Source organism: Segatella copri (assembly GCF_003465495.1).
In the GTDB taxonomy this organism is placed as follows: Bacteria; Bacteroidota; Bacteroidia; order Bacteroidales; family Bacteroidaceae; genus Prevotella; species Prevotella copri_G.
The window spans coordinates 24,186-48,855 of sequence record NZ_QSAV01000023.1; the positions used below are offsets into that span (position 1 = coordinate 24,186).

General features: G+C 44.3%; 27 protein-coding genes. 14 read left to right on the top strand and 13 right to left on the bottom strand.

Features of this window, described 5'->3' with window-relative positions; all coding sequences use genetic code 11:
• Positions 1-23: 23 nt before the first annotated feature.
• Positions 24-545: a nitroreductase family protein gene (locus DWV53_RS08300; RefSeq protein WP_118152896.1), complete on the bottom strand. Its 522-nt coding sequence runs from the start codon at positions 543-545 to the stop codon at positions 24-26.
• Between the two features lie 176 nt (positions 546-721).
• Here DWV53_RS08300 and DWV53_RS16135 point away from each other — a divergent pair, with 176 nt between their 5' ends.
• From DWV53_RS16135 to DWV53_RS08315, 4 genes are all read left to right on the top strand, one after another.
• Positions 722-1,150, top strand: a complete 429-nt coding sequence (locus tag DWV53_RS16135) for a hypothetical protein (RefSeq protein WP_238399620.1) — start codon at positions 722-724, stop codon at positions 1,148-1,150.
• On the top strand, positions 1,081-1,671 hold the full coding sequence (locus DWV53_RS16140; protein ID WP_238399618.1) for a DinB/UmuC family translesion DNA polymerase: 591 nt from the start codon (positions 1,081-1,083) through the stop codon (positions 1,669-1,671). Before DWV53_RS16135 ends, DWV53_RS16140 begins: the two co-directional genes overlap by 70 nt.
• Before the next feature lie 74 nt (positions 1,672-1,745).
• Positions 1,746-2,144 (top strand): LexA family protein, encoded by a 399-nt coding sequence (locus tag DWV53_RS08310; RefSeq protein WP_238399616.1) that lies wholly within the window; start codon positions 1,746-1,748, stop codon positions 2,142-2,144.
• 369 nt (positions 2,145-2,513) lie between these two features.
• A complete protein-coding gene (locus DWV53_RS08315; RefSeq protein ID WP_118152898.1) occupies positions 2,514-3,887 on the top strand; it encodes an NAD(P)/FAD-dependent oxidoreductase in 1,374 nt (457 codons plus the stop codon).
• A 145-nt stretch (positions 3,888-4,032) separates the two neighbouring features.
• Here DWV53_RS08315 and DWV53_RS08320 read toward each other — a convergent pair whose 3' ends face one another.
• Entirely contained in the window at positions 4,033-5,040 is a 1,008-nt protein-coding gene (locus tag DWV53_RS08320) for a LacI family DNA-binding transcriptional regulator (protein ID WP_181975308.1), read from the bottom strand.
• A gap of 282 nt (positions 5,041-5,322) precedes the next feature.
• Here DWV53_RS08320 and DWV53_RS08325 point away from each other — a divergent pair, with 282 nt between their 5' ends.
• The 5 genes from DWV53_RS08325 to DWV53_RS08345 all read left to right on the top strand — a co-directional run bounded on the left by DWV53_RS08325 (position 5,323) and on the right by DWV53_RS08345 (position 10,201).
• Positions 5,323-6,717, top strand: coding sequence for an MFS transporter (locus DWV53_RS08325; RefSeq protein ID WP_117727859.1), 1,395 nt, complete (start codon positions 5,323-5,325; stop codon positions 6,715-6,717).
• Between the two features lie 77 nt (positions 6,718-6,794).
• On the top strand, positions 6,795-7,844 hold the full coding sequence (locus DWV53_RS08330; RefSeq protein ID WP_118152900.1) for a zinc-dependent alcohol dehydrogenase: 1,050 nt from the start codon (positions 6,795-6,797) through the stop codon (positions 7,842-7,844).
• 169 nt (positions 7,845-8,013) lie between these two features.
• Positions 8,014-8,898 carry a carbohydrate kinase family protein gene (locus DWV53_RS08335; RefSeq protein ID WP_117727887.1) on the top strand — a complete coding sequence of 295 codons (885 nt, stop codon included), beginning with the start codon at positions 8,014-8,016 and terminating at the stop codon, positions 8,896-8,898.
• Between the two features lie 122 nt (positions 8,899-9,020).
• The gene (locus DWV53_RS08340; RefSeq protein ID WP_117727861.1) at positions 9,021-9,755 is read left to right on the top strand and encodes a hypothetical protein; all 735 of its coding nucleotides are present in this window, start codon (positions 9,021-9,023) and stop codon (positions 9,753-9,755) included.
• Between the two features lie 56 nt (positions 9,756-9,811).
• Positions 9,812-10,201 carry a VOC family protein gene (locus DWV53_RS08345; RefSeq protein ID WP_117692306.1) on the top strand — a complete coding sequence of 130 codons (390 nt, stop codon included), beginning with the start codon at positions 9,812-9,814 and terminating at the stop codon, positions 10,199-10,201.
• Positions 10,202-10,376: 175 nt separating this feature from the next.
• Here the strand turns inward: DWV53_RS08345 and DWV53_RS08350 are convergent, their stop codons facing one another.
• The 3 genes from DWV53_RS08350 to DWV53_RS08360 all read right to left on the bottom strand — a co-directional run bounded on the left by DWV53_RS08350 (position 10,377) and on the right by DWV53_RS08360 (position 12,433).
• On the bottom strand, positions 10,377-10,709 hold the full coding sequence (locus tag DWV53_RS08350) for a cupin domain-containing protein (protein ID WP_022122055.1): 333 nt from the start codon (positions 10,707-10,709) through the stop codon (positions 10,377-10,379).
• Positions 10,710-10,794: 85 nt separating this feature from the next.
• A complete protein-coding gene (locus DWV53_RS08355; protein WP_117727862.1) occupies positions 10,795-11,343 on the bottom strand; it encodes an NUDIX hydrolase in 549 nt (182 codons plus the stop codon).
• 250 nt (positions 11,344-11,593) lie between these two features.
• Positions 11,594-12,433: a phospholipase gene (locus DWV53_RS08360; RefSeq protein ID WP_437181529.1), complete on the bottom strand. Its 840-nt coding sequence runs from the start codon at positions 12,431-12,433 to the stop codon at positions 11,594-11,596.
• Between the two features lie 266 nt (positions 12,434-12,699).
• On the opposite strand from DWV53_RS08360, the gene DWV53_RS08365 reads away from it, so the two are divergent.
• From DWV53_RS08365 to DWV53_RS08380, 4 genes are read left to right on the top strand one after another with little or no spacing between them, the layout of a single operon-like run.
• Complete coding sequence (locus DWV53_RS08365; RefSeq protein WP_117727864.1) at positions 12,700-13,161, top strand: peroxiredoxin; 462 nt, start codon at positions 12,700-12,702, stop codon at positions 13,159-13,161.
• Positions 13,162-13,170: 9 nt separating this feature from the next.
• Positions 13,171-13,722 (top strand): sugar O-acetyltransferase, encoded by a 552-nt coding sequence (locus DWV53_RS08370; protein WP_118152902.1) that lies wholly within the window; start codon positions 13,171-13,173, stop codon positions 13,720-13,722.
• Between the two features lie 25 nt (positions 13,723-13,747).
• Positions 13,748-14,011 carry a GlsB/YeaQ/YmgE family stress response membrane protein gene (locus DWV53_RS08375; RefSeq protein ID WP_006847444.1) on the top strand — a complete coding sequence of 88 codons (264 nt, stop codon included), beginning with the start codon at positions 13,748-13,750 and terminating at the stop codon, positions 14,009-14,011.
• 31 nt (positions 14,012-14,042) lie between these two features.
• Positions 14,043-14,549, top strand: coding sequence for an HD domain-containing protein (locus DWV53_RS08380; RefSeq protein ID WP_118152904.1), 507 nt, complete (start codon positions 14,043-14,045; stop codon positions 14,547-14,549).
• A 93-nt stretch (positions 14,550-14,642) separates the two neighbouring features.
• On the opposite strand, the gene DWV53_RS08385 is transcribed toward DWV53_RS08380, so the two are convergent.
• Positions 14,643-15,185, bottom strand: coding sequence for a beta-class carbonic anhydrase (locus tag DWV53_RS08385; RefSeq protein ID WP_118152926.1), 543 nt, complete (start codon positions 15,183-15,185; stop codon positions 14,643-14,645).
• A gap of 37 nt (positions 15,186-15,222) precedes the next feature.
• Positions 15,223-15,945, bottom strand: a complete 723-nt coding sequence (locus DWV53_RS08390) for a phosphatase (RefSeq protein WP_118152906.1) — start codon at positions 15,943-15,945, stop codon at positions 15,223-15,225.
• 160 nt (positions 15,946-16,105) lie between these two features.
• On the opposite strand from DWV53_RS08390, the gene DWV53_RS08395 reads away from it, so the two are divergent.
• Positions 16,106-16,858 (top strand): YaaA family protein, encoded by a 753-nt coding sequence (locus DWV53_RS08395; protein WP_118152908.1) that lies wholly within the window; start codon positions 16,106-16,108, stop codon positions 16,856-16,858.
• A 415-nt stretch (positions 16,859-17,273) separates the two neighbouring features.
• On the opposite strand, the gene DWV53_RS08400 is transcribed toward DWV53_RS08395, so the two are convergent.
• From DWV53_RS08400 to DWV53_RS08420, 6 genes are all read right to left on the bottom strand, one after another.
• A complete protein-coding gene (locus DWV53_RS08400; RefSeq protein WP_118152910.1) occupies positions 17,274-17,936 on the bottom strand; it encodes a hypothetical protein in 663 nt (220 codons plus the stop codon).
• 363 nt (positions 17,937-18,299) lie between these two features.
• Positions 18,300-18,764: a hypothetical protein gene (locus tag DWV53_RS16145; protein ID WP_259318945.1), complete on the bottom strand. Its 465-nt coding sequence runs from the start codon at positions 18,762-18,764 to the stop codon at positions 18,300-18,302.
• A 4-nt stretch (positions 18,765-18,768) separates the two neighbouring features.
• On the bottom strand, positions 18,769-20,082 hold the full coding sequence (locus DWV53_RS08410; protein ID WP_181992452.1) for a radical SAM/SPASM domain-containing protein: 1,314 nt from the start codon (positions 20,080-20,082) through the stop codon (positions 18,769-18,771).
• A gap of 58 nt (positions 20,083-20,140) precedes the next feature.
• A complete protein-coding gene (locus DWV53_RS15745) occupies positions 20,141-20,317 on the bottom strand; it encodes a hypothetical protein (protein WP_181992453.1) in 177 nt (58 codons plus the stop codon).
• 22 nt (positions 20,318-20,339) lie between these two features.
• Positions 20,340-22,235: a hypothetical protein gene (locus tag DWV53_RS08415; RefSeq protein WP_181992454.1), complete on the bottom strand. Its 1,896-nt coding sequence runs from the start codon at positions 22,233-22,235 to the stop codon at positions 20,340-20,342.
• Between the two features lie 245 nt (positions 22,236-22,480).
• Positions 22,481-24,670, bottom strand: coding sequence for a peptidase domain-containing ABC transporter (locus tag DWV53_RS08420; RefSeq protein WP_118152916.1), 2,190 nt, complete (start codon positions 24,668-24,670; stop codon positions 22,481-22,483).

Consider the following 24,670-nt stretch of genomic DNA (forward strand, 5'->3'; position numbering starts at 1 on the left):
CTAGATTTCTTCTTATATCAGAACTAGATTTCTTCCGTGATTTCGCTCATCTCCTTGCGCTTCTTCTCTGTGCGTGGACAGTCTTCAGCAATATGACCTACAGAAATGATTACCACCGCCTCATAGCCCTCGCGAGCAAAGAACTGCTGCATCTTCGCCGTATCGTAATTGCAGACCCAGCAGGTACCCAGTCCCTTTTCGGTGGCAGCCAGACAGAGATGCTCTGCCGCTATCGCCACATCAATATCGCCATGCGGTTTCTCATCATATCTGCGCACCCAGTTCTCATTCACGTTTTTCATACCTATAATATATATAGGAGCCGTCTTGAACCATTCGCGGTCGTAGCACTCCTGCAGTTTCTTCTTCGCCTCTTCTGAGCGCACGATGAGCCAGCGCCAAGGCTGCCTGTTCACTGCCGATGGTGCCAGGCGCACACACTCCATGATATAGTCCAGATCCTCCTGGCTCACCGCCTCCGGAGTAAACTTGCGAGCCGAAAAACGCTCCTGGCTCAATGCCAACATGTTATTCTTATCATTCATATCGTTCAGTTTTATAATGTTTCAATACTAGCTTATGACCACAAAGGTAAGAATAAATCACGAAACGACAAAAAAACTTGAATGAAAAACTATCGTTTTCGGATTATTTTTTGTATTTTTGCACATTATACCAGGATTTCTGGTGATAACAAGAGGTGTTAATGATAAGATAAGATATGATAGGACTGGCAGACTGCAACAACTTCTACTGTTCGTGCGAGCGAGTGTTTCGCCCCGACCTGACAGGAAAGCCCGTGGTTGTATTGAGTAACAACGACGGGGGCGTCATCGCACGCTCTGAAGAAGCTAAGGCATTGGGCTATAAGATGGGCGACCCCTTCTATCAGGTGAAGGAAAAACTGGAGGCTGAAGGAGTGGCTATATTCTCGAGCAACTATACGCTCTACGGTTCGCTCTCCAACCGCGTGATGTCGATGCTATCCCATTATTCCCCACGCATCGACCAATACTCTATCGATGAGAGTTTCTTCGAGGCAGATGAATCAATGGCGAAAGCTGCATCAGCATCGAGGAATTGCCGCAGAAGAAGAGCATCTGCACCAGCAGGAGTTTTGCCAACGAGGGCATTACCGACAAAAATGTGATAGAAGAAGCCGTGGCTAATTTCGCTGTACGTTGTACAGAAAAATTAAGGAGACAAGGTAGCGTATGTCAGGGCATCACAGTGTTCGCATGGACTTCCCGTTTTAACGAGCATGTGCCTGAATACACCATCCACGATTCCCTCACCCTGCCCATCGCCACCAATGCGCAGGAAGAAATAGTAGGTGCTGCCCTCAGCATTCTCCGGGCTAAATACCCGAAACCGATGGCAGACAGCAGGCCCGATTGCCCCGACATGTCGTTTCACTTCAAGAAAGCTGGCGTTATCCTGTGGCAAATCTCACCCGACCATCCTCGCCAGCAAGACCTCTTCGACCCCATCGACCGAAGCAAGCCCAAAAAGCTGATGGAGGCTATCGACGCCATCAACCGGAAGAATGGTTATGGCACCATACGCCAGACCATACAAGGCACAGACAGCCGATTCGACCTGAAACGCGAGTACATGTCGAAGCAGTTTACCACGAACATCCATGATATTCTGAAAGTAAAAACTCAATGAGAGGCAGAATAAGCCCATTCTAAAGCAGAATAAGCCCATTCTAAAAATGAGCTCCATAAATAAGAAAAAACAAGATGAATAAGAATAGCGATAACAAGATAAAACTGACATTTCACCCTGCGGAATTCGGAGCCAAGATACCTATTCCGCTGGCAGAGCAAAGCGTAAAAGCAGGCTTCCCTTCGCCGGCACAAGACTATATGGAGGGAGAGATAGACCTCAACGATATTCTGGTTCGCCATCGTGAGGCCACCTTCTACGTGCGCATATCTGGCGACAGCATGCAGGATGCAGGCATTCTGGACGGTGATCTCGCTGTAGTTGACCGGCAGATAGAACCCTCAAACGGCAATTTCGTCATCGCCTTCGTAGATGGCGAATTCACCATCAAGCAATTCAAGATGGATGAGAGCGGCACCTTCGGCTGGCTCATTCCATGGAACAAGAACTTCTCCCCCTATCCGGGTAGATGAAACCAACCGCTTCATGATCTGGGGCGTGGTTACCTATGTGATTCATCAGATTGCGGAATGATAAAAAAAAAGAAAAACTCCCATCATGAACAAGCCCGAAGCCTTGGAAGTATATTCCTTCAAGCCATCCACCGCCAAAGTAAAAATGCTATCTGCATATTACATTTTGTAACATCATTTGCAAGAATATAAAATGAGAACGATTGCAACAAGCTTCAATCCCATATTTCTACCCATCTTCTTTTGCCGCCTCATAAAAAAGTTGTACCTTTGCAATCGAATTTTCTGCGAGTACCAGGCATTGCGCCTTATAAAGAATAGAATTTTCAGCAAATATATGTAATTAATATATAAAAAACAGAAGTAGTTATGAGCATTAATATCAAGAGAAATCAGTTGAAGAGAGTAGTGATTGTAGGTGGCGGACTCGGTGGCCTTCGCTTGGCAGAAGACCTGAGCAAGGCAAACCTGCAGGTGGTGTTGATTGATAAGAATAACTTCCATCAGTTTCCTCCACTTATCTATCAGATTGCCTCAGCAGGTATCGACCCAAGCTCCATCTCCTTCCCTTTCCGCCAGATTTTCCGCAAGCGCAAGAACTTCTACTTCCGCATGGCAGAGGCGAGAGCCGTATTCCCAGACAAGAAGATTCTGCAAACTTCCATCGGTAAGATTGAGTACGATTACCTGGTGTTCGCAGCAGGAACCACTACCAATTTCTATGGCAATGCCAACATCGAGAAGTGGGCTATTCCGATGAAGACCGTTTCAGAGGCAATGGGATTGCGCAACGCTGTGTTGAGCAACCTGGAGCGTGCACTGACTTGTGCCACAGAAGAGGAGCGACAGGAACTCCTGAACGTGGTCATTGTAGGCGGTGGTGCCACGGGTGTAGAGATTGCCGGAGCTCTCTCTGAAATGAAGCGCTACGTGATTCCTTATGATTATCCTGATATGGACTCATCTCTGATGCACATCTATCTTCTGGAAGCGGGCGACAGACTGCTCGCCGGAATGTCACAGGACTCTTCTAAGAAAGCATACGAATTCCTTACCAGTATGGGTGTGGATGTACAGTTTGGCAAAATGGTAACCGACTACAAGGACCACAAGGTCTTGATGAAGGACGGTCAGGAGATTCCTACCCGCACCTTCCTCTGGGTATCAGGTGTAAAGGCACAGCCTATCACGGGTATCGATGGCGACCATCTGGGCCGTGGTTTCCGAATCGTAGTAGATGAATTCAACCGCATCCCTGGCATGGACGGTCTCTTTGCCATCGGCGACCAGTGTATCCAGACTACAGATCCTGCTTATCCAGGCGGTCATCCACAATTGGCTCAGGTAGCCATCCAGCAGGCTGCGCTTCTGGCAAAGAATATCCAGAAGATTGCAGAGGGAGCAGCAGATTCCCAGCTCAAGCCATTCCGCTACAAGAACCTGGGTTCTATGGCTACCATCGGAAGAAACAAGGCAGTGGTAGAACTTGGCAAGTTCCACAGCCAGGGCTTCTTTGCCTGGGTATTGTGGCTGGTAGTTCACCTCCGTTCTATCCTTGGCGTAAAGAACAAGATGATGGTAATGCTCAACTGGCTCTGGAAGTACGTAAGCTATAACGATTCTATCCGAATGATTACCTACGCCACCAAGCCTAAGGAGGTGCGCGATCGATTGAAGCGTGAACAGACCACTCATCTCGGCACCGACTTGCTGGAGAATGAAGAAGAGGAAGAGGAAGTTTAAGATAAGGCGATAGATTAAGCTTAAATGCTTAAAATAAATAGAAAACGGGTGTATCATTCAATAATATAGATGATACACCCGTTTCTTTTATTACTGTTTTCTGAAACAGCTTCTTTTATGCAGGTTCCAGAAGTCGATACCTTTATTAAGTAGATTCCCTTATCACTGTTTCACCTCTCAATGCAATTTCCTCTATCCTTCTATAACCATCGGCAATATGCTCCAGCAGCAGTCGGCAACTTTCCTGCGCCATTTTCTCAATAGGCTGCTCCACTACCGTCAACTGAGGATGAACCAAAGTAGCCAGAGCTGTGCCAGACATGCAGCATAACGCCACATCCTCCGGAATGCGCAAGCCACGCTTCTGGATAGCACTCTTGGCTCCCAACACAGCAGTCTCCGTAAAGCCAAATACCGCATCAAAGGGCACATTCTTCTCCAGGAAACGCTCCATCACCCAACTACCCTCTTCAGCCGACAAGGCTGGCGACAAGACATCTTGCGCCTGATACTCTATATGAAACTTTTCCAGCGCATCCCGATAACCCCTCAATCGTTCATAGCTGTTTCGGATATAAGCAGGTCCCGGAATATGAATAATATGCTTATACCCCTTGCGCAACAAAGCCTCCACCATGAAAAACGACATGATGTAATCATCCATATGCACCTGTGAAGCCTTTACCTTCTCCACCGTTCTATCGAAAAACACGATGGGAATGCCCCTATCTATCACCTTATTATATAGGTCCACATTATGCTCCTTATCGCATGCACTCATCAGGATGCCATCCACACGCAGCTGCTCCATCATCAGAATGTTCTCTCTCTCCTGCTCAGGATTCTCGTTAGAAATGGCTATCATCACCTTATACCCCTGCTTGCGCAGGATGGCTTGAGCATCATTGATAAAGGTCATATAGAAAGTGGTGACGATTTCGGGAATGATGATGCCGATGTTATGAGTACTCTGCTGGCGAAAGTTCACAGCCAGTTCGTTGCGATGATAGCCCATCCGCTCGGCAGTCGCCAATATCTTCTGCAAGGTTTCCGCCTTCACATTACCCGTATCTCCCGAAAGAGCACGGGAAACGGTGGACTTGGAAATCCCCAGTTCCCTTGCAATATCCATAATGGTTACATATTTTGCCATATCTCTTTTTCTTTCTTGTTGAATGTGCCTGCAAAGATACTTATTTTCCATGAAAGCAACAACAAAAAACAGAGAAATCTTTTTGGGAACGGTTGCGAAAAATGGGAACGGTTGCGGGAACGGTTGCGAAAAAAGAGTCGTTTTTTTTTCTTGATTTTCCAGCAAAATCGTTCTATCTTTGCAGCGTGAAAAGGAAAAACGATTTTTCTAATCGCTCCATTCCTTCGCAAAACAAAGAATAAACAACATTAAGTATCACAATCAAACCTAAGAAAAAAGAATATGGAACAAGATTCTAAATTTCAAGCGAACAATTCGCTAGAGAACAATTCGCAGGGAAAGGTTCCCTTCATCAGTAAGCTCGCCTATGGCATGGGCGATGTGGGCTGCAACTTCAGTTGGATGTTCGTGGGCAACTTCCTCATGATTTTCTACACTGATGTGTTCGGAATCAGCATGAGTGCCGTAGCAACCCTGATGCTTGTATCCCGATTCTGGGACGCCATCAACGACCCCATCATCGGCACACTTACCGATAAGACCCACACCCGATGGGGACGATTCCGCCCATGGCTGCTCTTCGGAGCTCCTATCACGGCACTGGTACTGATACTCACCTTCTGGGCTCATCCGGAATGGAGCCAGACCGCCAAGATTATCTATATGGCAGTAACCTACTGCATCCTGGTGCTGGGATATACCTGCGTGAACCTGCCTTACGGCACACTCTGCGGAGCCATGACGCAAGACATCGATGAGAGAGCCAAGCTCAACACCAGCCGTTCGGTGAGCGCCATGATGGCCATCGGAGTAATCAACATCGTAACCGTTCCGCTCATCAGCTGGTTTGGCGCAGGCGATACCAAATATGGATATCTGGCAGTGGCTGTACTCTACGGCATCATCTTCGCCGCCTGCCATCTGTTCTGCTTCCACAAGACCAAGGAAGTGGTAGAAGTTCCTGTGGGACAGAAGCTCCCTTTAAAGGTGCAGCTTCGTTCCGTGATGAAGAACAAGCCCTATCTGCTCGCCCTCTTAGGACAGTTGCTCTTCGGTTTCATCCACTACGGACGCAACGCCGACATGCTCTACTATTTCACTTATGTAGAAGGTTCGGCAACGCTCTTCTCCTACTATTCCATGGCCATCATCGTGCCAAGCATCATAGGTGCAGCCTGCTTCCCTCTGGTATTCAAAAAAACGGGCAACAAGGGTTTCACGGCAGCTATCTTCGCTTTCCTCACCGGTATTACGATGATAGGTCTGTACTTCTTCAGCCCTAACGGCAGCGCCATCATGTTCTATCTGTTCTCAGCTTTGTCGTGGTTCTTCTTCTCAGGCTTCAATACAGCCATCTATGCCATCATCCCCGACTGTGTGGAGTATGGCGAGTGGAAGACAGGCATCAGAAACGACGGATTCCAATACGCCTTCATCTCGCTGGGCAACAAGATAGGAATGGCACTCGGCACATCGCTTCTCGCCATTGCCCTGGGCAGTGCAGGATATGTAAGCAACGCTGTGCAGAATCCAGAAGTATTGAACATTATGCACCATGCCTTCAGCACCATTCCGGGAGTCTTGTGGATCATCACCGCAGGATGCCTCTGCTTCTACAAGCTCAACAAGAAGCAATACAAGCAGATTATGGCCGATCTGGAGAATAAGAAGAAATAAATAAAAAAGAAGAAATAAATAAACGGGATCTTTTATCCCACCAACTATAACAATAACAATTTCAAAACATTATAATTATGAGACAGGCAATATTGGTAGAACCAAAGCACATCGAATTCAAGGAAGTAGCAGAACCAAAGGCAGCAGACTTAACTGCTCATCAGGTTCTCGTCAACATCAAGCGCATCAGCATCTGCGGTAGCGAGATTCACTCTTACCACGGTCTTCACCCAGCCACCTTCTACCCAGTGGTTCAGGGACATGAGTACTCAGGAGTGGTTGTGGCTGTAGGCAGCGAAGTTACCGTCTGCAAGCCTGGCGACCATATCACCGCTCGCCCACAGTTGGTTTGCGGCAAGTGCAACCCTTGCAAGCGCGGACAGTATAATGTTTGTGAGCACCTGCGTGTTCAGGCTTTCCAGGCAGATGGTGCTGCACAGGATTTCTTTGTAGTAGATGACGACCGCGTGGCTAAGTTGCCAGAAGGCATGAGCCTTGACTATGGTGCCATGATAGAGCCTTCAGCCGTTGGTGCCCATGCCAGCAACCGCACCGATGTGAAGGGTAAGAATGTAGTAGTGAGCGGTGCAGGAACCATCGGCAACCTCATAGCCCAGTTCTGCATTGCCCGTGGCGCCAAGAATGTACTCATTACCGATGTAAGCGACCTCCGCCTGGCTAAGGCTCGCGAATGCGGCATCAAGCATACTCTCAACATCACCAAGAAGACCTTGAAGGAGGCAGCCCAGGAACTCTTCGGTGAGGAAGGCTATCAGGTAGGTTTCGAGGTAGCAGGTGTAGAAGTTTCCATCCGTTCACTGATGGAGACCATCGAGAAAGGTAGCGACATCGTGGTTGTGGCAGTCTTTGCCAAGGACCCAGCCCTCAGCATGTTCTATCTGGGCGAACATGAGTTGAGACTCATCGGTTCAATGATGTATCGCCACGAAGATTATCTCACAGCCATCGATTACGTAAGCAAGGGCATCGTCAACCTCAAGCCACTCGTAAGCAACCGTTTTGCCTTCGAAGAATACGATGATGCCTACAAGTTTATCGACACTCATCGCGAAACCAGCATGAAGGTTCTCATCGATTTCGAACAGAAACCTGGAGAGAAGAAGTAAAGAGATAGAAGAGAAGAAACATACTGCAAACGATTGCAGAAATTGGAAACGATTGCGGGAACGTTTGCAGAAAGTTTAGATGATTTTTCTTTGCGAAGGTAGCTGAAAAATGCTACCTTTGCAACAGAAATCAAGTAATATCTCTAACATTCTTAAAGTAAAAATGACAATGGAAAAGAAACAATCAGTGATAGGTATCGGTGAGGCACTCTTCGATGTGCTTCCAGAAGGAAAGAAGCTAGGTGGCGCTCCTGCCAACTTTGCTTACCACGTTTCACAGTTCGGACTCGAGAGCTGTGCGGTCAGCGCAATGGGCGATGATGAGCTGGGCAAGGAACTGGAAAAGGAACTCAACGATCACCATCTCAACTATCATATAGACAAGGTAGCCTACCCTACAGGCACCGTCCAGGTTTCACTCGATGCCAACGGCATTCCTTGCTACGACATCAAGGAGGGAGCAGCCTGGGACAACATCCCCTACACGCCAGCCCTGGAGAAGTTGGCTGAGAATTGCACCGCAGCCTGCTTCGGTTCGCTGGCTCAGCGCAACGAGGTTTCCCGTAACACCATCTATCGCTTCCTCGATAACATGCCAAAGGAAGAAGGAATCCTCAAAATCTTCGACATCAATCTCCGTCAGGGATTCTATAATAAGGAAATTATCACCGAGAGCATCAAGCGATGCAACATCCTCAAGATCAATGATGAGGAATTGATTACCGTAAGCCGCATCTTCGGCTATCCGGGCATCGACCTGGAGAACAAATGCTGGCTCCTCTTGGGCAAGTACAATCTGAAGATGCTCATCCTTACCTGCGGTGTAAACGGCAGCTACGTATTCACCCCTGGCGAAGTTTCGTTTATAGAGACACCGAAGGTAGAAGTGGCAGACACAGTGGGTGCCGGTGATTCATTCACAGGCGCATTCGTGGCAAGCATCTTGAAGGGTAAGAGCGTAAAGGAAGCTCATGAATTGGCAGTAAAGGTTTCGGCATTCGTCTGTACACAGAACGGAGCCATGCCGATCTTGCCAAAGGAATTTACAAGATAAGCCCTTATTTGCCCAAATTATATGCAAATTATAATTATCAGTAATATATGGTTTAAGTAATTAGTTAACGTTTATAAGGTTCATAGTTAATTAGGTTTATTAGTTTATTTTGTAGTAAAACCATGAAAAGAATTGTAGTTATTGTTTTGATGATGGCTGCTTGCCTGGGAAACGCCCAGGCACAGCTCCATCTGAAAGCCAACGTGCAGAACAATCATCTGTGGCGTGGCATGGAAGTTTCCGACGGCATCGTCCTCCTCACCGACCTGAGCTATACGATGGTCAACGACCACGTTACCGTGGGACTTTGGGGAGGCTGCAACTCGGAAGGCTCCTACAAGGAGTTTAACCATTATCTGAATCTGAAGGCTGGCGGTTGGGGATTCGCCCTGTGGGACACCTACAACTTCTCCCCTGGTGCCACCTATAATAATAAGGAATACTGGAACTATTCTGCCCATACCACGGGCCGATTCCTCGATGCTACATTAAGCTACCGGTTTCAGGACGAGAAGTTTCCACTGCTCCTGAGCTGGTCAACGGTAGTCTTCGGACGTGACCGCAACAGCGACAATACGAAGCAGAAATATTCCACCTTCGCCTATGCGGAATATCCTATCTATCAGAAGGATGGCTGGAAGGTAGATGCAGGAGTAGGTGGAGCCTTCGCCCTGAACAGAGCTGGCGAGGATGCCCACTTCTTCGGAACCACGGCAGGCATCGTTCACGTATCGCTGCAAGCCACCCACGACCTCAAGCTCGGCAACTACACCGTTCCGGTTTACGCCAAGGGCATGTGGAATCCGCAGAGCAACGAGAGTTATTTCCAGATTGGAGCAGAAATCATCCGCTTCTAAATCTTCAAAAAACACAGAAAGTTTTATCATAACAATCGTCTAAACACAAATTCATTATGAAGATTAAAGATTTTACAACAGGTGTGCAGCACATTGGCATTCCTACCAACGACATCAACAAGACCATTGAGTTTTATCATGCCCTGGGCTTTGAGACAGCCCTCCGCACAGTAAACGGCACCGAGGAAGTAGCCTTCCTCCAGCTCCACAATCTCATCATTGAGACCTATCAGAACCATCAGGCAAAGATGGAATATGGAGCCGTTGACCACATCGCCATCGATGTAAAGAACATAGACGATCTCTTCCAGGTTGTGAAGGAAGCCGGAACATTCAAAATGTTGGATCAGCAGGTAAATGGTCTTCCTTTCTGGGAGAATGGTGTAAAGTTCTTCACCATCGAGGGTCCTAACAAGGAGAAAATCGAGTTCTGCGAGAAACTCTAATCCGCAGCTGACTTTTAGATAAACACAGATTAGCATAGCAATACAAGAGAAAGAGATAAAAATGACGAAAGTCCAGCTTGGAGCCTTTCAGAGAGAGGCATCCGAGTTGGACTTTCTTTTTTCGTTTTCCTTGAGGAATATGATGCGTTTTTCCCTGATTGATGTTTCAAGGATATTAATGATGCTCAGGCACAATGGCGAGATACACCAGATCATGGTCGGTGAGGTTCTCCATATAATGAGCATGGTTCATAGGGCAATAATGCACCTGTCCCTGTCGAACCTCCTCCACGGTATCATCATAATGGAAAGTAGCAGTGCCGCTTACCACATAGATAATCTCGCAGTTGCCCTCGTGAGTATGAAGACCAGTTGATGCACCCGGACGCAAGGTAGAATACATAATCTTCACCTTGTCATCCACATAGTTACGGGTGTCGAGTTTACCCTGTCCACCCTTGAAGCCCTCCAAATGAGCCTCAGCAATCTTTTCGAAATCTATTACCATCTTTATAATGTTTATTGTTTAATATCTATTGCTTACAGTCTATTGTCTGCTGTTTACTTGGCTTTTATGAATGAAGCCCTGCAGCTTACTTTGCTTTCGCAAAATACTTCCATAGCGGAGCCGCCATCAGGCTTTGCCAGATTTCTCCCTTCTCCAGCATTTCCATCACTTCTTCTCTTGAGAAGAGGCGAATCTCGATATCCTCAGCCTGGTCTAGATGCTGAACATCCATGCGCTCCACATCCGTAGCCAGATAGCAATGGGTAAGATTGGTATGAGTGCTCGGATTAGCCGAAATCGTCATCCACTTCTGCCAGTTTCCGCCTCCGAATCCAGTCTCTTCCATCAGCTCTCGCTTGGCAGCCGCCATCGGGTCCTCGCCCTTCTCTATCACTCCTGCGCAGAGTTCATTCACAGTCTTACCTATCGCATAGCGATACTGGCGCACAAATACGAACATTCCGTCCTTCGTAATGGCGATGGTGTTCACCCAATCAGGATATTCCAGCACGTAATATTCATCGATAATGGCTCCCGTAGGCAATTCCACCTTATCCACTCGTGCCGTGAGCCAAGGCTTCTCTATCAGATACTTCTGCGAGAGCGTCTTCCATTTCATATCTTTATCAGCCATTTTCTTACTTCATTTAAAAAACTGGATTTTCTTTATTTTAATTGATGGTGCAAAAGTACGAAAAAAGATTGAAAAGAGAAAAGTTTACTTGTTATTTCTTTCAAAAAACAGACTCTAAAACCTTTATGCCATTCTTAGCCCCTAATTTTAGAAAAAACAGTATCTTTGCAAGGCATAAAAATCATTCGCATAAAGGAATTTAATCAAATAAAAAGACATCATGGCAGAACATTTTATTATAAAAGATTCCTTAATATTCATTTCCCTCTTGCTTGATCACACTCGGACCATCGATGAGTTCAGGCTGAGGGGCATTTCTGTTCACATCACCATATGCTCTGCCCAGATCGCTCATCGTAATACTGATGTTTTTGTTCACGGGTCTGTCCTTATCTGAAAGGCTGTGCGAGAAGAGCCACTGATAGGTTTTCTTCAGATAAAATACACGGGCAGGGGTACCGTGATTGGCACCCTTCCACCAGTCGTATATCAATCGGGTATCCTTGCCATCCTTCACAAGTTTATCTACCACCACCTTCGATTGCTTGATCGGTACTGCCCTATCTGCTGTGCCATGGATAATCCAGAAAGGCAAATCGCCCAATCCACTCACATCCTTATAAGAACAGCCACCACACAGCGCCATGCCGGCAGCTATTCTGTCAGGATAAGTGGCGCAGACATCCATGGTACCATAACCGCCCAAACTCATGCCCAAGACATAAACCCTATTAGAATCGCATGGGTAATTCTTCTTCACCCAGTCGAGCATATCCATGATTTTCTTCGGATTCCAGGCTCCTCCCGGATTCTGCGGAACGATGGTCAGCGCATCGATATCGCGCCCCTTGACGATGGCATCAAGCGGTCCGTATCTTCTCACCTTATTCAGATTTCTTCCACAAAGACTGGCTCCATGCAGAAAGATGATGACAGGAGTCTGTTCTTGCGAATAGAAATAATCTACCGGCGTATAAACCCAGAAGTTGTAACCTCCCGGAATCTCATCTTTCACAGCTCGCAGAAAGTCGTAAGCCGACATGCTGCATACGGAAAGACAGAATAATATAAACAAAAATATCTTTTTCATTTTCTTCCTTTTTTACCTGTTTAGTATCACGCTCCCTGTTTCATACCATGAACGTTCATCACACAAAAGTAAGTAAATATCAGCATATTACCAAATATCCTCCCTATATTTTTTTTTTTTTATCCAAAAGAAAGATTCGTTTAAACTTCCAGGTAGAAAGATAAACAACGATTATTTGTGTTAAAAATCATAAGAATCACATCGGTTCGCATTATTTTTATTATCTTTGCATCATAACAAGACGTATAATAAATAAATATAGAATTATGAATGTAGGAGATAAAATACCAGAGATTCTTGGCATTGACCAGGACGGACGTGAGATAAAGGCAAGCGACTACCGTGGTCGCAAGATTGTGCTCTACAGTTATCCGAAGGCTAACACCAGCGGATGCACTGCCGAGGCCTGCTCACTGCAGGCACATAAGGAGGAGCTGGCAGCAGCCGGTTATGAGATTATCGGCGTGAGCAAGGACAAGCAGGCGCTGCAGAAGAAGTTTGCCGAAACCAAGGGTTTGCAGTTCCCTCTTATCGCAGATACCGAAACCACCCTACTGCAGGAACTCGGCTGCTGGGGTGAGAAGGTAACCTGCGGCAGAAAGACCATCGGAATCCTCCGCACCACCTATCTCGTCAACGAAGAAGGCGTCATCGAAAAAATCTTCACTCCAAAGGAGATCAAGACCAAGATTCATGCAGAGCAGATTCTGGATTACATCCATCAATAGAGAACAAAGATGACAGAATTTGAAAAAATGAGAAACAGCGAGCTCTATGATTTCAGCAACAAGGAAGGCATGAAAAGCATAGAGCACGCCAACCGTCTCTGCTGCCGCCTGCAGACGCTAACCCTGTTTGATGAAGACTATCGAACCATTATCGAAGAACTGATTCCTGGCATTCCAGCTTCAGCCACCATCTGTCCACCCTTCCACTGCGATCATGGTCACGGCATCAAGGTGGGTGAGAATGTATTCATCAACTATGGCGCCACGATGCTCGATGAAGGCTGGATTACCATCGGCAACCGCACCCTGATAGGTCCGAACTGCCAACTGGTAACCCCTAACCACCCCATCAATTATATGGAACGACGCAAGCCAGTAGAAACAGGCTTCCCCATCACCATTGGCGAAGATTGCTGGCTGGGCGCAGGAGTCATCGTCTGCCCTGGAGTAACCATCGGCAACCGCTGCGTAATCGGTGCCGGCAGCGTAGTGGTCAAGGATATTCCTGATGACTCCATGGCTGTGGGAAATCCGGCAAAGGTTATCAGAAAGATCAGATAACAAGAAAAAATAAAATCAAAAGAGTATGTTAGAACATATTGCAGATTTCACAGCGTGGCCAATCCTTACAGGTATTTTCATTGGCTACATTGCCAACCGCATTATGAGCGGTGAAGGAAAAGGATGTTGCATGAATCTCTTCATAGGTATTGTAGGCAGTTATGCCGGTGCCATCATCAGCAGTCTGCTGAACATTGAGTTGTTTGGCAAGGGTTATCTTACCAATTTCATCTTCTGTGTCATTGGCGCCATAGCGGTATTGTGGATTTGGAAGAAGCTCTTCGATTAGTATTCTTTTTATTGGTAAAAAACATAAGATTATGACAAACAAGGAATTGATACTCGCCAATTTGATGAGGGCGATGATAAAATATGATGGTGGCGATGCGCCACTCATCCAGCATTTCGTAAAGGTGCACAACTTTGCCCGTATGATTGCGATAGCAGAGGGAATGAACGGAGAAGAACTCTTCGTGCTCGAAGCAGCAGCCATTCTTCACGATGTAGGCATTCACGTTTCACAAGCCAGATACGGCAACTGCGATGGCAAGCACCAGGAAGAACTGGGTCCTGACGAGGCAAGAAAAGTACTGTCAGAAGTAGATGGATTCACAGCCGCACAGATAGAAAGAATCTGCTGGCTCATTGCCCATCATCATACTTATCAAGATGTTACCAGCCTCGACCACCGCATTCTGCTCGAAGCTGATTTCCTGGTGAATTCCTTCGAAGCCCACCTTGCTCCCGAAGGCATCATCACCTTCCGCGACCATGTATTCCGCTCGGAATCAGCTATCAGTATGCTGAATGATATGTGGGGGCTGTAACGAAAGTTACTTTCTTGGAAAGAGCATCATAGAGGGAAGGTGAAAGTACAACAAACTGCTGTTATGTGTTTTAATTAAAATAATACCTTTATTCTATTTCACTTCTGTCAGTTTGCCCGTCTGTGAGTCAATGATATAGCCATGAAGATTGACGTCTTTTGGTACGAGAGGGTGTGTACGGATCGTATTGATGGTATTCCTTACAGAATCCTCTGTGTCGTGGAATCCCTCCAGCCAATGGTCGAGGTCGATGCCGCAAAGCCCGATGGTATCGATAACATTCTGATGGATGCCACGTTTGAGCATCAATTTCTTCATCTGCTGTCCGTTCATGTGGCATGCACCGCAGTTGGAGTGGGCAATGACCATGATTTCCTCTACACCCAATTCGTAGATGGCTACAAGGAGACTACGCATGGCTGAGTCGAAAGGACTGATAACCAGTCCACCGGCGTTCTTGATGAGTTTGGCATCTCCGTTCTTCAGGCCCAAAGCTGCTGGCAGAAGCTCAGTGAGGCGGGTGTCCATACAGGAAAGAATGGCAAGTTTCTTGTCTGGATATTTACTCGTAAGATACTTTTCGTAACCCTTACTGGCTACGAAGTTTTCATTATACTTGATGATTTCTTCTATAATCATAGTCGTGTAAATTGAAATGTGAAACTAAATTTTCCTATTTCTCAGGGGTTGGTTTGAGGTAAGCCATGAATTTCTCTGGCTGATAGTTGAGAACCAGCTCATCCGGGAACTCTGCTTTTTCTACCAGTGGCATAATGTTGCTGTAGTCGGCAATCATCGCAGAGAAGTGGGCATCACTTCCGAAGATGACTGGAGTTTCATACTTCTTGGCAAGTTCCAGCAGTTCCAGATTATTGGGAGCAGCCACAGTCTTGTGGCGGATGGGAGCCATGGAATGGTTGTTGATTTCAAGCAAGGTATGCGTCTCTCTGGAAACTTTCATGAGTTCCTCGAAATCCAGTTCTGCCGTACCATCGCCGGGATGAGAGATAATCTGCACGAAGGGATTGCGCATGGCATTGATGACACCCTGCGTATTCTCCTCCTTACTTCCTCCCTGCCAGCAAAGGCTATGGATGCCTGCTATTCGGATATCCAGCATACGCCAGTAATCCTCGTCGAGATCGATATCTCCCTTCGTATTGAGGATGTTGAGTTCTGCTCCAAGCATCAGTTTGATTCCATAGAGCTGGCGTGGAACACAATGAAGGTTTCTGAAATAGATAGGATCACAGGTACCCGGGATATTGGGACCGTGCTCTGTGATTCCCAAGATATTCAACCCTTTCTCCTTTGCTGTCAAGGTCATTTCCTGCAAACTGCTGAAGGCATGACCTGATGCTATTGTATGTGTATGAACGTCTAATAATGTTTTCATGGGGCAAAGGTAACAAATATTTATAGATTACACAAAAAAAAGTACTATATAATGCTCGTTTTATAAAAAATTTTAATTTTATGGGATTTTTCTTGGCTATTTAGCATTGTATATTGATTTTTTCTTATCTTTGCAAGTACAATTCAAAAGATTGATTATTATGCAGATATTATTGGCAAATGCCAAAATCATGTTTGAGAAGGCAGACAGGAAGCCTATCTCCGTGCCACTATTCCAATCAGTTGCCAATGACTTGGCCAAAGAAATGGCAATGATGAATGTAGAGGAATTGGCTAAGCAACTTGATTGCAGCAGCAAGATTGCAATGACGAACTGGAAGCGATATCATGATTTTATGGCTGCAGAGAAGATGCCTGCTATCCTGGCTTACAATGGTCAGGCATACAAACATTTGCGTGCCAGTTCTTTGAGCGAGGAGTCGTTAGAGTATGCCCAGAAACATCTCTGGATTACCTGCTTCCTTTATGGATTGCTTCGACCGTTGGATGGCATCGTACCTTATCGTATGGAGCATTGCGTATCGCTCGAAGCTACAAACGACAAGCCTATCAATCAGTTCTGGAAAGACAAACTGACAGATGTTCTCATCGATAGTGTGAAAGCTGATGATGGTATACTCATCCATCTTTCTACAGAGGAATATGAACATCTGTTTGATTGGAAGAGAGTCTGTCAGGAGATAAAGGTCATTCAGCCACTCTTTTATGTCCGCCAGAAAGACGGCAGATTGAAGATGCAGGCTGTATGGGCTAAATCTTGCCGTGGAGCCATGGTGAGATATATCTTGAATAATCAGCTTCTTACTCCAGAGGAACTGGCAGGCTTCAGTTACGAAGGTTTTGAATATGCGCCAGAATTAGGAGAAGCTGCTTTTCCTCATTTCGTTCGTTGAAATAGAACAAAAGCAAACGAACGTTATAAAAGGAAGATGCTGTATGTTTGGATTGAATGAGAGCACCCAATATATCTCATAGAAGTATCATCATTTTACGATTGTACAACTAAAAAGTGTATAGTTGTACAACTAAAGAGGTTATAGCTGTACGACTAAAAGGTGTTGTCACTAGGCTCAGCAGAGGTGCTGACTGCAGTCAGCAGACCTGCTGACTAGGCTCGGCAGAGCTGCTGAGCCTAGTGGCAATGTCTGAGAAGATATATGCTTGTACTCTAAAAGACGCTTGTTCTGACTCCTGGAAACGCTTCTTTTAACTCTCGGATACGCATCCTTCAACGAGAAGAGACGCTTCATTCAAGTTAAGGAGACGATTCCGTCAACCTAAAGAGCCGTTTCAACAACTACGTCTTAGTTACTCCTTCTTCCACAAACGATAGAGCGTTATAGGACCTTCCTTGGTAGCATACATTCTGGCAGCCGGTTCCTCACAGAGATCATTCAACACCTTATTGGCATGATAGCGGGTAACACCGAATTCACGAATCATATCCTTCACCGTGATATAACCCTGCTGCTGACAAATCTCTACAATATCAGTAAACTCCTTATCCGCCTCTTTTGGAGTAGATTTCACACTCCAATACTGTCGGCTGCAACCATTAGAGTGGCGCTTCAGCCTCTCCAGAAACTCCTTCGTGGGCTGAATTTCCAAGCCGCAGATATCCACCTCATTGGCTGGAATCAGATCCCCCTCATGATAGGTCCTTTTCCATTCGATTCCATTCTTGTCCTTATGCTTCACCATCCCTAGCTTAGGCTTGACGATAAACATATCGCCTACTCTCACCTCGTTGCCATCCGCCAGGGCGTAAAGCGTTTCATCCTCCAGCGTTTCCAATGCAGAAATAAAGGACGAAACGTTCATCGCACAATGATCGCGAACACGCTTTTCCATCTTCTCCCTGTCAACGACATCCTGTTTCACGAACATCGGATGTATCTGATACTTACCGCTTTCGTCCTTCAAGGGCGTGCGATGCTCCAAATAATTGATTGAACCTGTTGCTCTAGCCATATTCTTAGTTTTTTTGATCCTTTAAAAGATTATGCGCAAAAATACTGATTATTAGTGAGATAAGCAATTATTTTGTGTTAACTTTGCTAACTCGCTCTAAATTGGACTTTGATTGAAAATCAAGAAGTTGGGCGTTTGCCTATATTATATAGGTAACAATATGGAAACGAGCGGACTTCTGCTCGTTTCTGTATTTTGCAATATGCAAAGAACGCCTTAATTCGGGGACAAAGATACGATATTTTTCTAAATATCCAATGATTTACAAGAGGAATTTTATGGAAATTAGAACTTTTGCGTAAAATCTGATGCTTACCAACACAATATGCATCCAAAAACAAACAGCAGGTATTCGGATATAGTTTATCCGAATACCTGTTGCCATAACGTTTTATTGCTGACGATGATTCTGACATCGGCTTTCATGTACTGTTGCAATATTGGGGTATTTTGTCCCTGTGTGCTCACAGAGGCTGTAGCCATAAAATAGTTGCCATCTTCCCTATGTATGAGCTTGGCATTATGGCTTATGATGTTGCAGTTATAAGATGCATTGTTGTTGCCCTCGAAAGAAACATGAGCCGTCCTTGGCTCATCGAAAAGATACAAATACTTGTATGGCACAAATACTTGCACTGTTCCTTGATTGATGACCTCACCATTAGCCTCTATGGATATAGGATAAGGTATCTTATAGAAAGCGACTGCGAGGGCGAGGACTATGGTGGTAATGATTATAGTCCCCAAGCTGACGAGGCGAGGAGGAACTTTGCCTATCACATTCCTCACCTTTTCGCTTCTTAATTCGATATTATCTATATTTTCCACTTTTCTATTTTATTAAATGTCTTTTTTGTGCATTTTCTATGATAAATGACTGCAAAGAATACTGTACATTATCAAATACACATGGTATTGGTCTGCCAGACTTCCTTGCCTCAAAATTTCTAATTATGCAAGGTCCCATACAGATAGGTAAAGCTTTGCAGTTTAAACAACGCTCATTATCGAATGTAGAATGCGCAAACAACTCGCTAAGAAGATAGTTGTTCCATTTTATTGTTCCATCGTCATTTAATCTACCAATAACCTTATCATCGCCATAATCTTGTGCCGTGCATTTAAACACACGACCATCATAATTTATTGCATATTGGTGCAGTTTATCTGCATAACAGCGAGTGTAATGATGTGGCTTATATGCCCAATAGCCAGAATCCAAACCGTTCTCATAGAAGATTTTCTTCACCTTTGCTAATTGTTGAATTTCTTTCTCTGTACAATTTATTTGCCAAACCTTCTGAAAATCTACACGAATATGCTTCTTGGTATTTTCACTAATAAGCGGTATGACATCTGTTATTCCAAACAAGGTCTTCTTATCATAATTGATTCTTAGTGTGATATGAACGTTTGGGATAATTTTTGGCAAAAGGTTCAAATTCTGTACAACTATATCAAAAGTTCCTTTGTTCGTATTTGTAAATTTGATGGTATCATGATGTTCTGCATTTCCATCTAAAGGAATTTGAAAACTTGTAAAATTCAAGCTTTGCATCTCAGACATCATATTTTCATTTAATAATGTTGCATTTGTGGTTACATGCTGGGTTAACACAACTCCTTGGGCAGTTGTGATTTCCTTTGCGTAAGAAGCAATAGGTTTCATAACTTCTTTATAATACATCAAAGGTTCACCCCCAAACCAATCAAGGTGTAATGCTGGGATACGAACTTTATTCACAAGATAATCAATGTGCTTTTTTAATGAGTTTACTATATGTTGTGACATTCCACCATGATGTATGGCTTGGGCATATTCTGTTGAACAATACCAGCATTTTAAATTACAATCCAATGTAGGGTTTATTGTAAGGTGGTATGAGCGATTTTCGTACACACAAAGTTTATTGTTGAACTTTACAAGCTCTTTCTCATCATAATTGTCAATGATAAAACCTGCTTTTTTCATCTCGGAATATAGTAATGGATATTCCTCCGAAAAAGCAGCTAAATTATTGAGTAAAGGCTCTATTACCGAATACTCTTCATTTGTAAAAGCAATCAAAGAGTCAGACATTGTGTTATAAAGGAGGGAGTAACCCTCAAAAGGTACACTTATATTGTAAAAACTAATCTTATCCATATTTCTATATGTTAAAAGTAGGCTATGTGAAGTACACACATAGCCTACAAGTTTAAAACTATGCCTGACAAGTGTCACAAGCATTTTGAGAAAGGCAACCACAGCCAGCCAAACATTCGTCTATTGGCTGTTGGAACTTGTCATTCAGAACAACACCTCCAAGAATATTGGAAAGTGCGCCATTACTTAAACGAGAAAGAATGGCTTTTTCATCTAACTTTTTTACCTGTTTCATAATTGTTTTGCCTTATAATACACTATTCAACTCTTAATAAAGAGCTATTTATACTTTTACTAATATCTTTTTCTACTTTTTTCGTCTTCCATCCAAAGTCTAGAGAATAGGCTATTTTGATATTGGCATACTGCGATGCCGTTTGGTCTTTGATGCTCTTGGTATAGCTGTAGATTGGCAAGTCAAGCCAATAATGCTTTTCTTGTTTTTTGAAAGGTGATACTACTTGCATCTCCACGTACAGGTTGCCCTTGCTATAAGAACAACTCATGCCGTAATCAACAGGCGTCTTGCTGACTACCATCGTACTTTCATTCAATGTCTTCTTACCGAAATGTAAGTATGGCTTGATGGCAAAGTCACCAACAAACATATTCACGCCAAGGTTACCTGTCAAGTTGTTGTTAAACTTTTCCCAACAGTTCTTGACCCTTCCATGGTTATATCTTATATCTCCCGATAGGCTGGCAAACTTAGCTAGCTTATATTGTAAAGCCAGAATCGCAGAGTAATATTGCGAATTGCCATCATTGGAGTAGGTCTTGATAACTTTCTCATTGCTCTCATCTAAATAGTAACTATCCGTAACAGGGTGGAAGTTATAACGGAATTGTCCGATGGCAGAAACATTGAGTTTGCCGAACCGCCCAATATAATATAAATAAGTGTTGAGGTCATGCGACTTCTTCAAGTCAGACGAGCCCAATTGTGCCATGTGGGAGTTGATGTTTATCATCGCTCTGTTGATGACATCCATGCCATGGTTGGAATTGGCAAGATTGAGTGACCACATCAGCATTCCATTCTTAATTTGGTATTGAGCGGTCGTGTTGAGGCGAGGGGATAATTGACTAAAGCGACTGTCCCCATGCAAGCGGTATAGTAGCCAATCCAAGCCTATTCGTGTTTTCAAGCTCAACTTCTTGGTTGGCTTGAAATTATAGGAGAAGAATGCCAAGGTCTCGCCTTTCCATAGGTGTTGCCACAAGTCGCAATTGCCAGAATAATCAGCATCCCAGATGTCATGATAGTGATATGCTTCGATGGTCATGGAATGCTTTTTCGCAAAATAGTTGTAGATGGCAGATAACTGGAACGATATAGCCTTCTCGTCCTCATCCGTTCTTGCCTCATAAGGAGATTCTTGGTAGAGACGATTGTAGGAGTTGGCGGAATATTTTCCATGAACACCTAATGTGAGTGATTGGTTGTTGCCCAAAGGTAAGTTTGCGTTCAAATCAATCTTGGGTGACAAGCTCTTCTTCTGCATGTTTGAGAAGAAATCTGTCAAATTGTTCTCTTGGGCATAACCTGTAGAGATGTTTCTTGGCGTGGCAATATTCACAAGCGTAAACTTGCCGACCCAATATCTCTGTCCCTTTTGGTCTTGATAGCGGAACTGCATGTATTCCTGATGGTTTCGAGAAGAAATCTTGTCATAAGTGATGCGGTCTATTTCCGATTGAGGAAAGAGATATTGTTCATGATTCCAAGTCTCAGTGTTATTGACATGCTCATAGTTCTCGCCAGCAAACAGTGTGTAAGTGCTCCTGCCTTTCACATAGTTTGCTGCGACATTGTAATCACCATGGGCATAGCCAAGTGTTTGCTGACCATCCACCTGAACATATCCACCATACCGATATTGCTTGGAAACAAAGTTGATGGCAAGTTTGTCCTTGGCATATTTTCCCGAAGGAGAATCATAATACTCTATTTTTTCGATGTCACGAGGTCTGAGCATTTGGATTTCCTTGATGTCGCATTCTTGACCGTTCAGGTACAAGGTGGCATGAAGTCCCATCACATCCACCTGCTTTGACTTTGAGTCTATCATCAGTCCAGGAATATTCAGATTCTCCAATACCCCGAAACCACTTACAGCATGTTTCCGCTGTTGACTATTGGGATAAATCACAAGGTGGTCGCCTATGCGACTGATATTTGAGGCAGACACGACAACATCTTGTAATACTTTAGAAGAGACTATAGTATCCTTTCCGATATTCTGAGCGAATATTGGAGAAAAAATCATAAGTAATCCACAAGATAAAACTATAGTCTTCATACGCAATATGTTTTTATATTCACTTTTTCTGTGGCAAAAACACCTATTTTTCTTCAAAACATCAGCATTTGTGTCGTTAAATAAGTATAATTGCATCAATTTCCCAATTCCAATTGGTTCTTTACCAGATTATAGTATGCTCCTCGCTTGGCTGTCAGTGATTCATGATTGCCAACCTCAACCACCTTTCCATGGTCGATAACTATGATTTGGTCGGCATTCTTCACCGTACTCAATCGATGCGCCACAATGACCACGGTCTTGCCCTTATAGAACTTATCCAAGTTCTCAACGATGCTTCTCTCGTTGTTGGCATCGAGCGAGTTGGTCGCCTCGTCAAGGAAGATGTAGTCGGGATTCTTATACACCGCCCTTGCTATCAAGATACGCTGTTTCTGTCCTTGGCTCAGTCCCACGCCATCACGCCCAATCTTGGTGTTGAACTTCAGCGGCAAAGCCATCACGTAATCCTTGATGCAAGCTATCTCGGCAGCTTTCAACAACCTTTCCTTATCTATATCGCCATCATCAACAGCAATATTTCTTGCGATACTCTCCGAGAAGATAACACCATCCTGCATGACAACACCACATTGTCTGCGCCACCACTTTTTGTTGAGTTTGTTGATGTCAGTATTTCCAATGTTGATTGTTCCCTCCAAGACAGGATAATAACCAAGTATCAAACGGATGAGGGTGGTCTTTCCACTGCCAGATGCGCCAACGATGGCTGTTACCTTACCTTGCGGAATGTGAATGCCCACATCGTCTATGGTTTTGCGCAAAGCATGTGGGTCATACTTGAACATGATATTCTTAATGTCAATGCCCTCGCTCTTGTCCTCGATGGAAGTCTGCAATCCTTCCTTTCCGTTCTCATCATCCATCTGGTGAATCTCGTTGATACGTTCCAAGCTAATCTTCACATCTTGCAGAGAATAGAAGAAGTTCATCAGTTGCTCCACTGGTGAGTTGAGCTGTCCGATGATGTATTGCACGGCAAGCATCATACCGAGTGTCATTTGCCCATGAATCACGGCGGTTGCAGCGACTACCGTAATGATGATGTTCTTCACCTCGTTAATAAAGATGCTTCCTGCCTCCTGAGTCTGTTGGAGTTTGAGCGACTTCATCTGCACGCCGAACAAGTCAGCTTGTGTGTCCTCCCATTCCCATCTTCTGCGTTGCTCACAACCCTGTAATTTGATTTCCTGCATAGAAGTGATAAATTCATAAGTCTTGTTATTATTGATGGCTTGCTGCTCAAACAGTTCATAATCAAGAACCTTTCTCCGTTTCAAAAACAAGGTCATCCATACACCATAGAGGATGCTTCCCAACAAGAAGATGACAAACACCAATTTGTTGTAGAAGAACAGAACCAATGAGAACACCACAAAGGTGAATATTACAAAAGTTATGTTGAGAGTCTGCTGTGTCAAGAAAGTATTTACTCGACTATGGTCGTTCATTCTCTGCATCAAGTCGCCCATGAGTTTCGTGTCAAAGAAAGACATCGGCAACTTCAATAGCTTGATGAAGAAGTCGCTCACCAACGATATGTTGATGCGCAGTGATATGTGGAGCAACAGCCATCTGCGGATAAAGTCAATAGCCGTTCTACTGATTGTGAGCATTAACTGTCCCAACAGTATAAGCCAAACGAATCCTATGTTTTGGTTCTTGATACCAACATCCACGATGGATTGGGTAAGGAATGGCAAGACAAGTTGCAAGAGACTACCGACAAATAGCCCCAATAATAACATAATGTACAAATACCTATATTTCAATATGTATTTCCACAAAACATGCTTGGATTTGTTTGAGTGATATTTGTCTATATGAAAGTTTTCCAGCTTTTCTGTAGGAGTCAGCAATAACACAGTCCCCCTCGTTCCTTGCTGTTCTGTACTAATCCAATGTCTACAAAAGTCTTCGAAAGTTAATTTTAGCAATCCTTTTCCTGGGTCTGCAATGCAAAAAACTTCTTTTTTACTAATCTTAAATAATACAACAAAGTGGTTCTGGTTCCAATGTAAAATACAAGGCATTTGTGCTTCTTTCAATTGTTCAACAGTATACAATTGCCCTTGGCAATTGAAACCAATTTCATTTGCAGCCTCTGTAATAGCAAACATTGAGACGCCATTTTTCCCTATATGTAACATTTGTGAAACATATTCTAAGGAACACTTGACACCATATGAATTGACAATCATTGCCAAACATGCAGCACCACACTGCATGCCATCGTGTTGCTTTATGAAATGTATTTTATTCAT

Coding starts and splice junctions, on each gene's coding strand:
- DWV53_RS08300 (WP_118152896.1), bottom strand. CDS start 545: ATGAATGATAAGAATAACATGTTGGCATTGAGCCAGGAGCGTTTTTCG.
- DWV53_RS16135 (WP_238399620.1), top strand. CDS start 722: ATGATAGGACTGGCAGACTGCAACAACTTCTACTGTTCGTGCGAGCGA.
- DWV53_RS08310 (WP_238399616.1), top strand. CDS start 1,746: ATGAATAAGAATAGCGATAACAAGATAAAACTGACATTTCACCCTGCG.
- DWV53_RS08315 (WP_118152898.1), top strand. CDS start 2,514: ATGAGCATTAATATCAAGAGAAATCAGTTGAAGAGAGTAGTGATTGTA.
- DWV53_RS08320 (WP_181975308.1), bottom strand. CDS start 5,040: ATGGCAAAATATGTAACCATTATGGATATTGCAAGGGAACTGGGGATT.
- DWV53_RS08325 (WP_117727859.1), top strand. CDS start 5,323: ATGGAACAAGATTCTAAATTTCAAGCGAACAATTCGCTAGAGAACAAT.
- DWV53_RS08330 (WP_118152900.1), top strand. CDS start 6,795: ATGAGACAGGCAATATTGGTAGAACCAAAGCACATCGAATTCAAGGAA.
- DWV53_RS08335 (WP_117727887.1), top strand. CDS start 8,014: ATGGAAAAGAAACAATCAGTGATAGGTATCGGTGAGGCACTCTTCGAT.
- DWV53_RS08340 (WP_117727861.1), top strand. CDS start 9,021: ATGAAAAGAATTGTAGTTATTGTTTTGATGATGGCTGCTTGCCTGGGA.
- DWV53_RS08345 (WP_117692306.1), top strand. CDS start 9,812: ATGAAGATTAAAGATTTTACAACAGGTGTGCAGCACATTGGCATTCCT.
- DWV53_RS08350 (WP_022122055.1), bottom strand. CDS start 10,709: ATGGTAATAGATTTCGAAAAGATTGCTGAGGCTCATTTGGAGGGCTTC.
- DWV53_RS08355 (WP_117727862.1), bottom strand. CDS start 11,343: ATGGCTGATAAAGATATGAAATGGAAGACGCTCTCGCAGAAGTATCTG.
- DWV53_RS08360 (WP_437181529.1), bottom strand. CDS start 12,433: ATGAAAAAGATATTTTTGTTTATATTATTCTGTCTTTCCGTATGCAGC.
- DWV53_RS08365 (WP_117727864.1), top strand. CDS start 12,700: ATGAATGTAGGAGATAAAATACCAGAGATTCTTGGCATTGACCAGGAC.
- DWV53_RS08370 (WP_118152902.1), top strand. CDS start 13,171: ATGACAGAATTTGAAAAAATGAGAAACAGCGAGCTCTATGATTTCAGC.
- DWV53_RS08375 (WP_006847444.1), top strand. CDS start 13,748: ATGTTAGAACATATTGCAGATTTCACAGCGTGGCCAATCCTTACAGGT.
- DWV53_RS08380 (WP_118152904.1), top strand. CDS start 14,043: ATGACAAACAAGGAATTGATACTCGCCAATTTGATGAGGGCGATGATA.
- DWV53_RS08390 (WP_118152906.1), bottom strand. CDS start 15,945: ATGAAAACATTATTAGACGTTCATACACATACAATAGCATCAGGTCAT.
- DWV53_RS08395 (WP_118152908.1), top strand. CDS start 16,106: ATGCAGATATTATTGGCAAATGCCAAAATCATGTTTGAGAAGGCAGAC.
- DWV53_RS08400 (WP_118152910.1), bottom strand. CDS start 17,936: ATGGCTAGAGCAACAGGTTCAATCAATTATTTGGAGCATCGCACGCCC.
- DWV53_RS08410 (WP_181992452.1), bottom strand. CDS start 20,082: ATGGATAAGATTAGTTTTTACAATATAAGTGTACCTTTTGAGGGTTAC.
- DWV53_RS15745 (WP_181992453.1), bottom strand. CDS start 20,317: ATGAAACAGGTAAAAAAGTTAGATGAAAAAGCCATTCTTTCTCGTTTA.
- DWV53_RS08420 (WP_118152916.1), bottom strand. CDS start 24,670: ATGAATAAAATACATTTCATAAAGCAACACGATGGCATGCAGTGTGGT.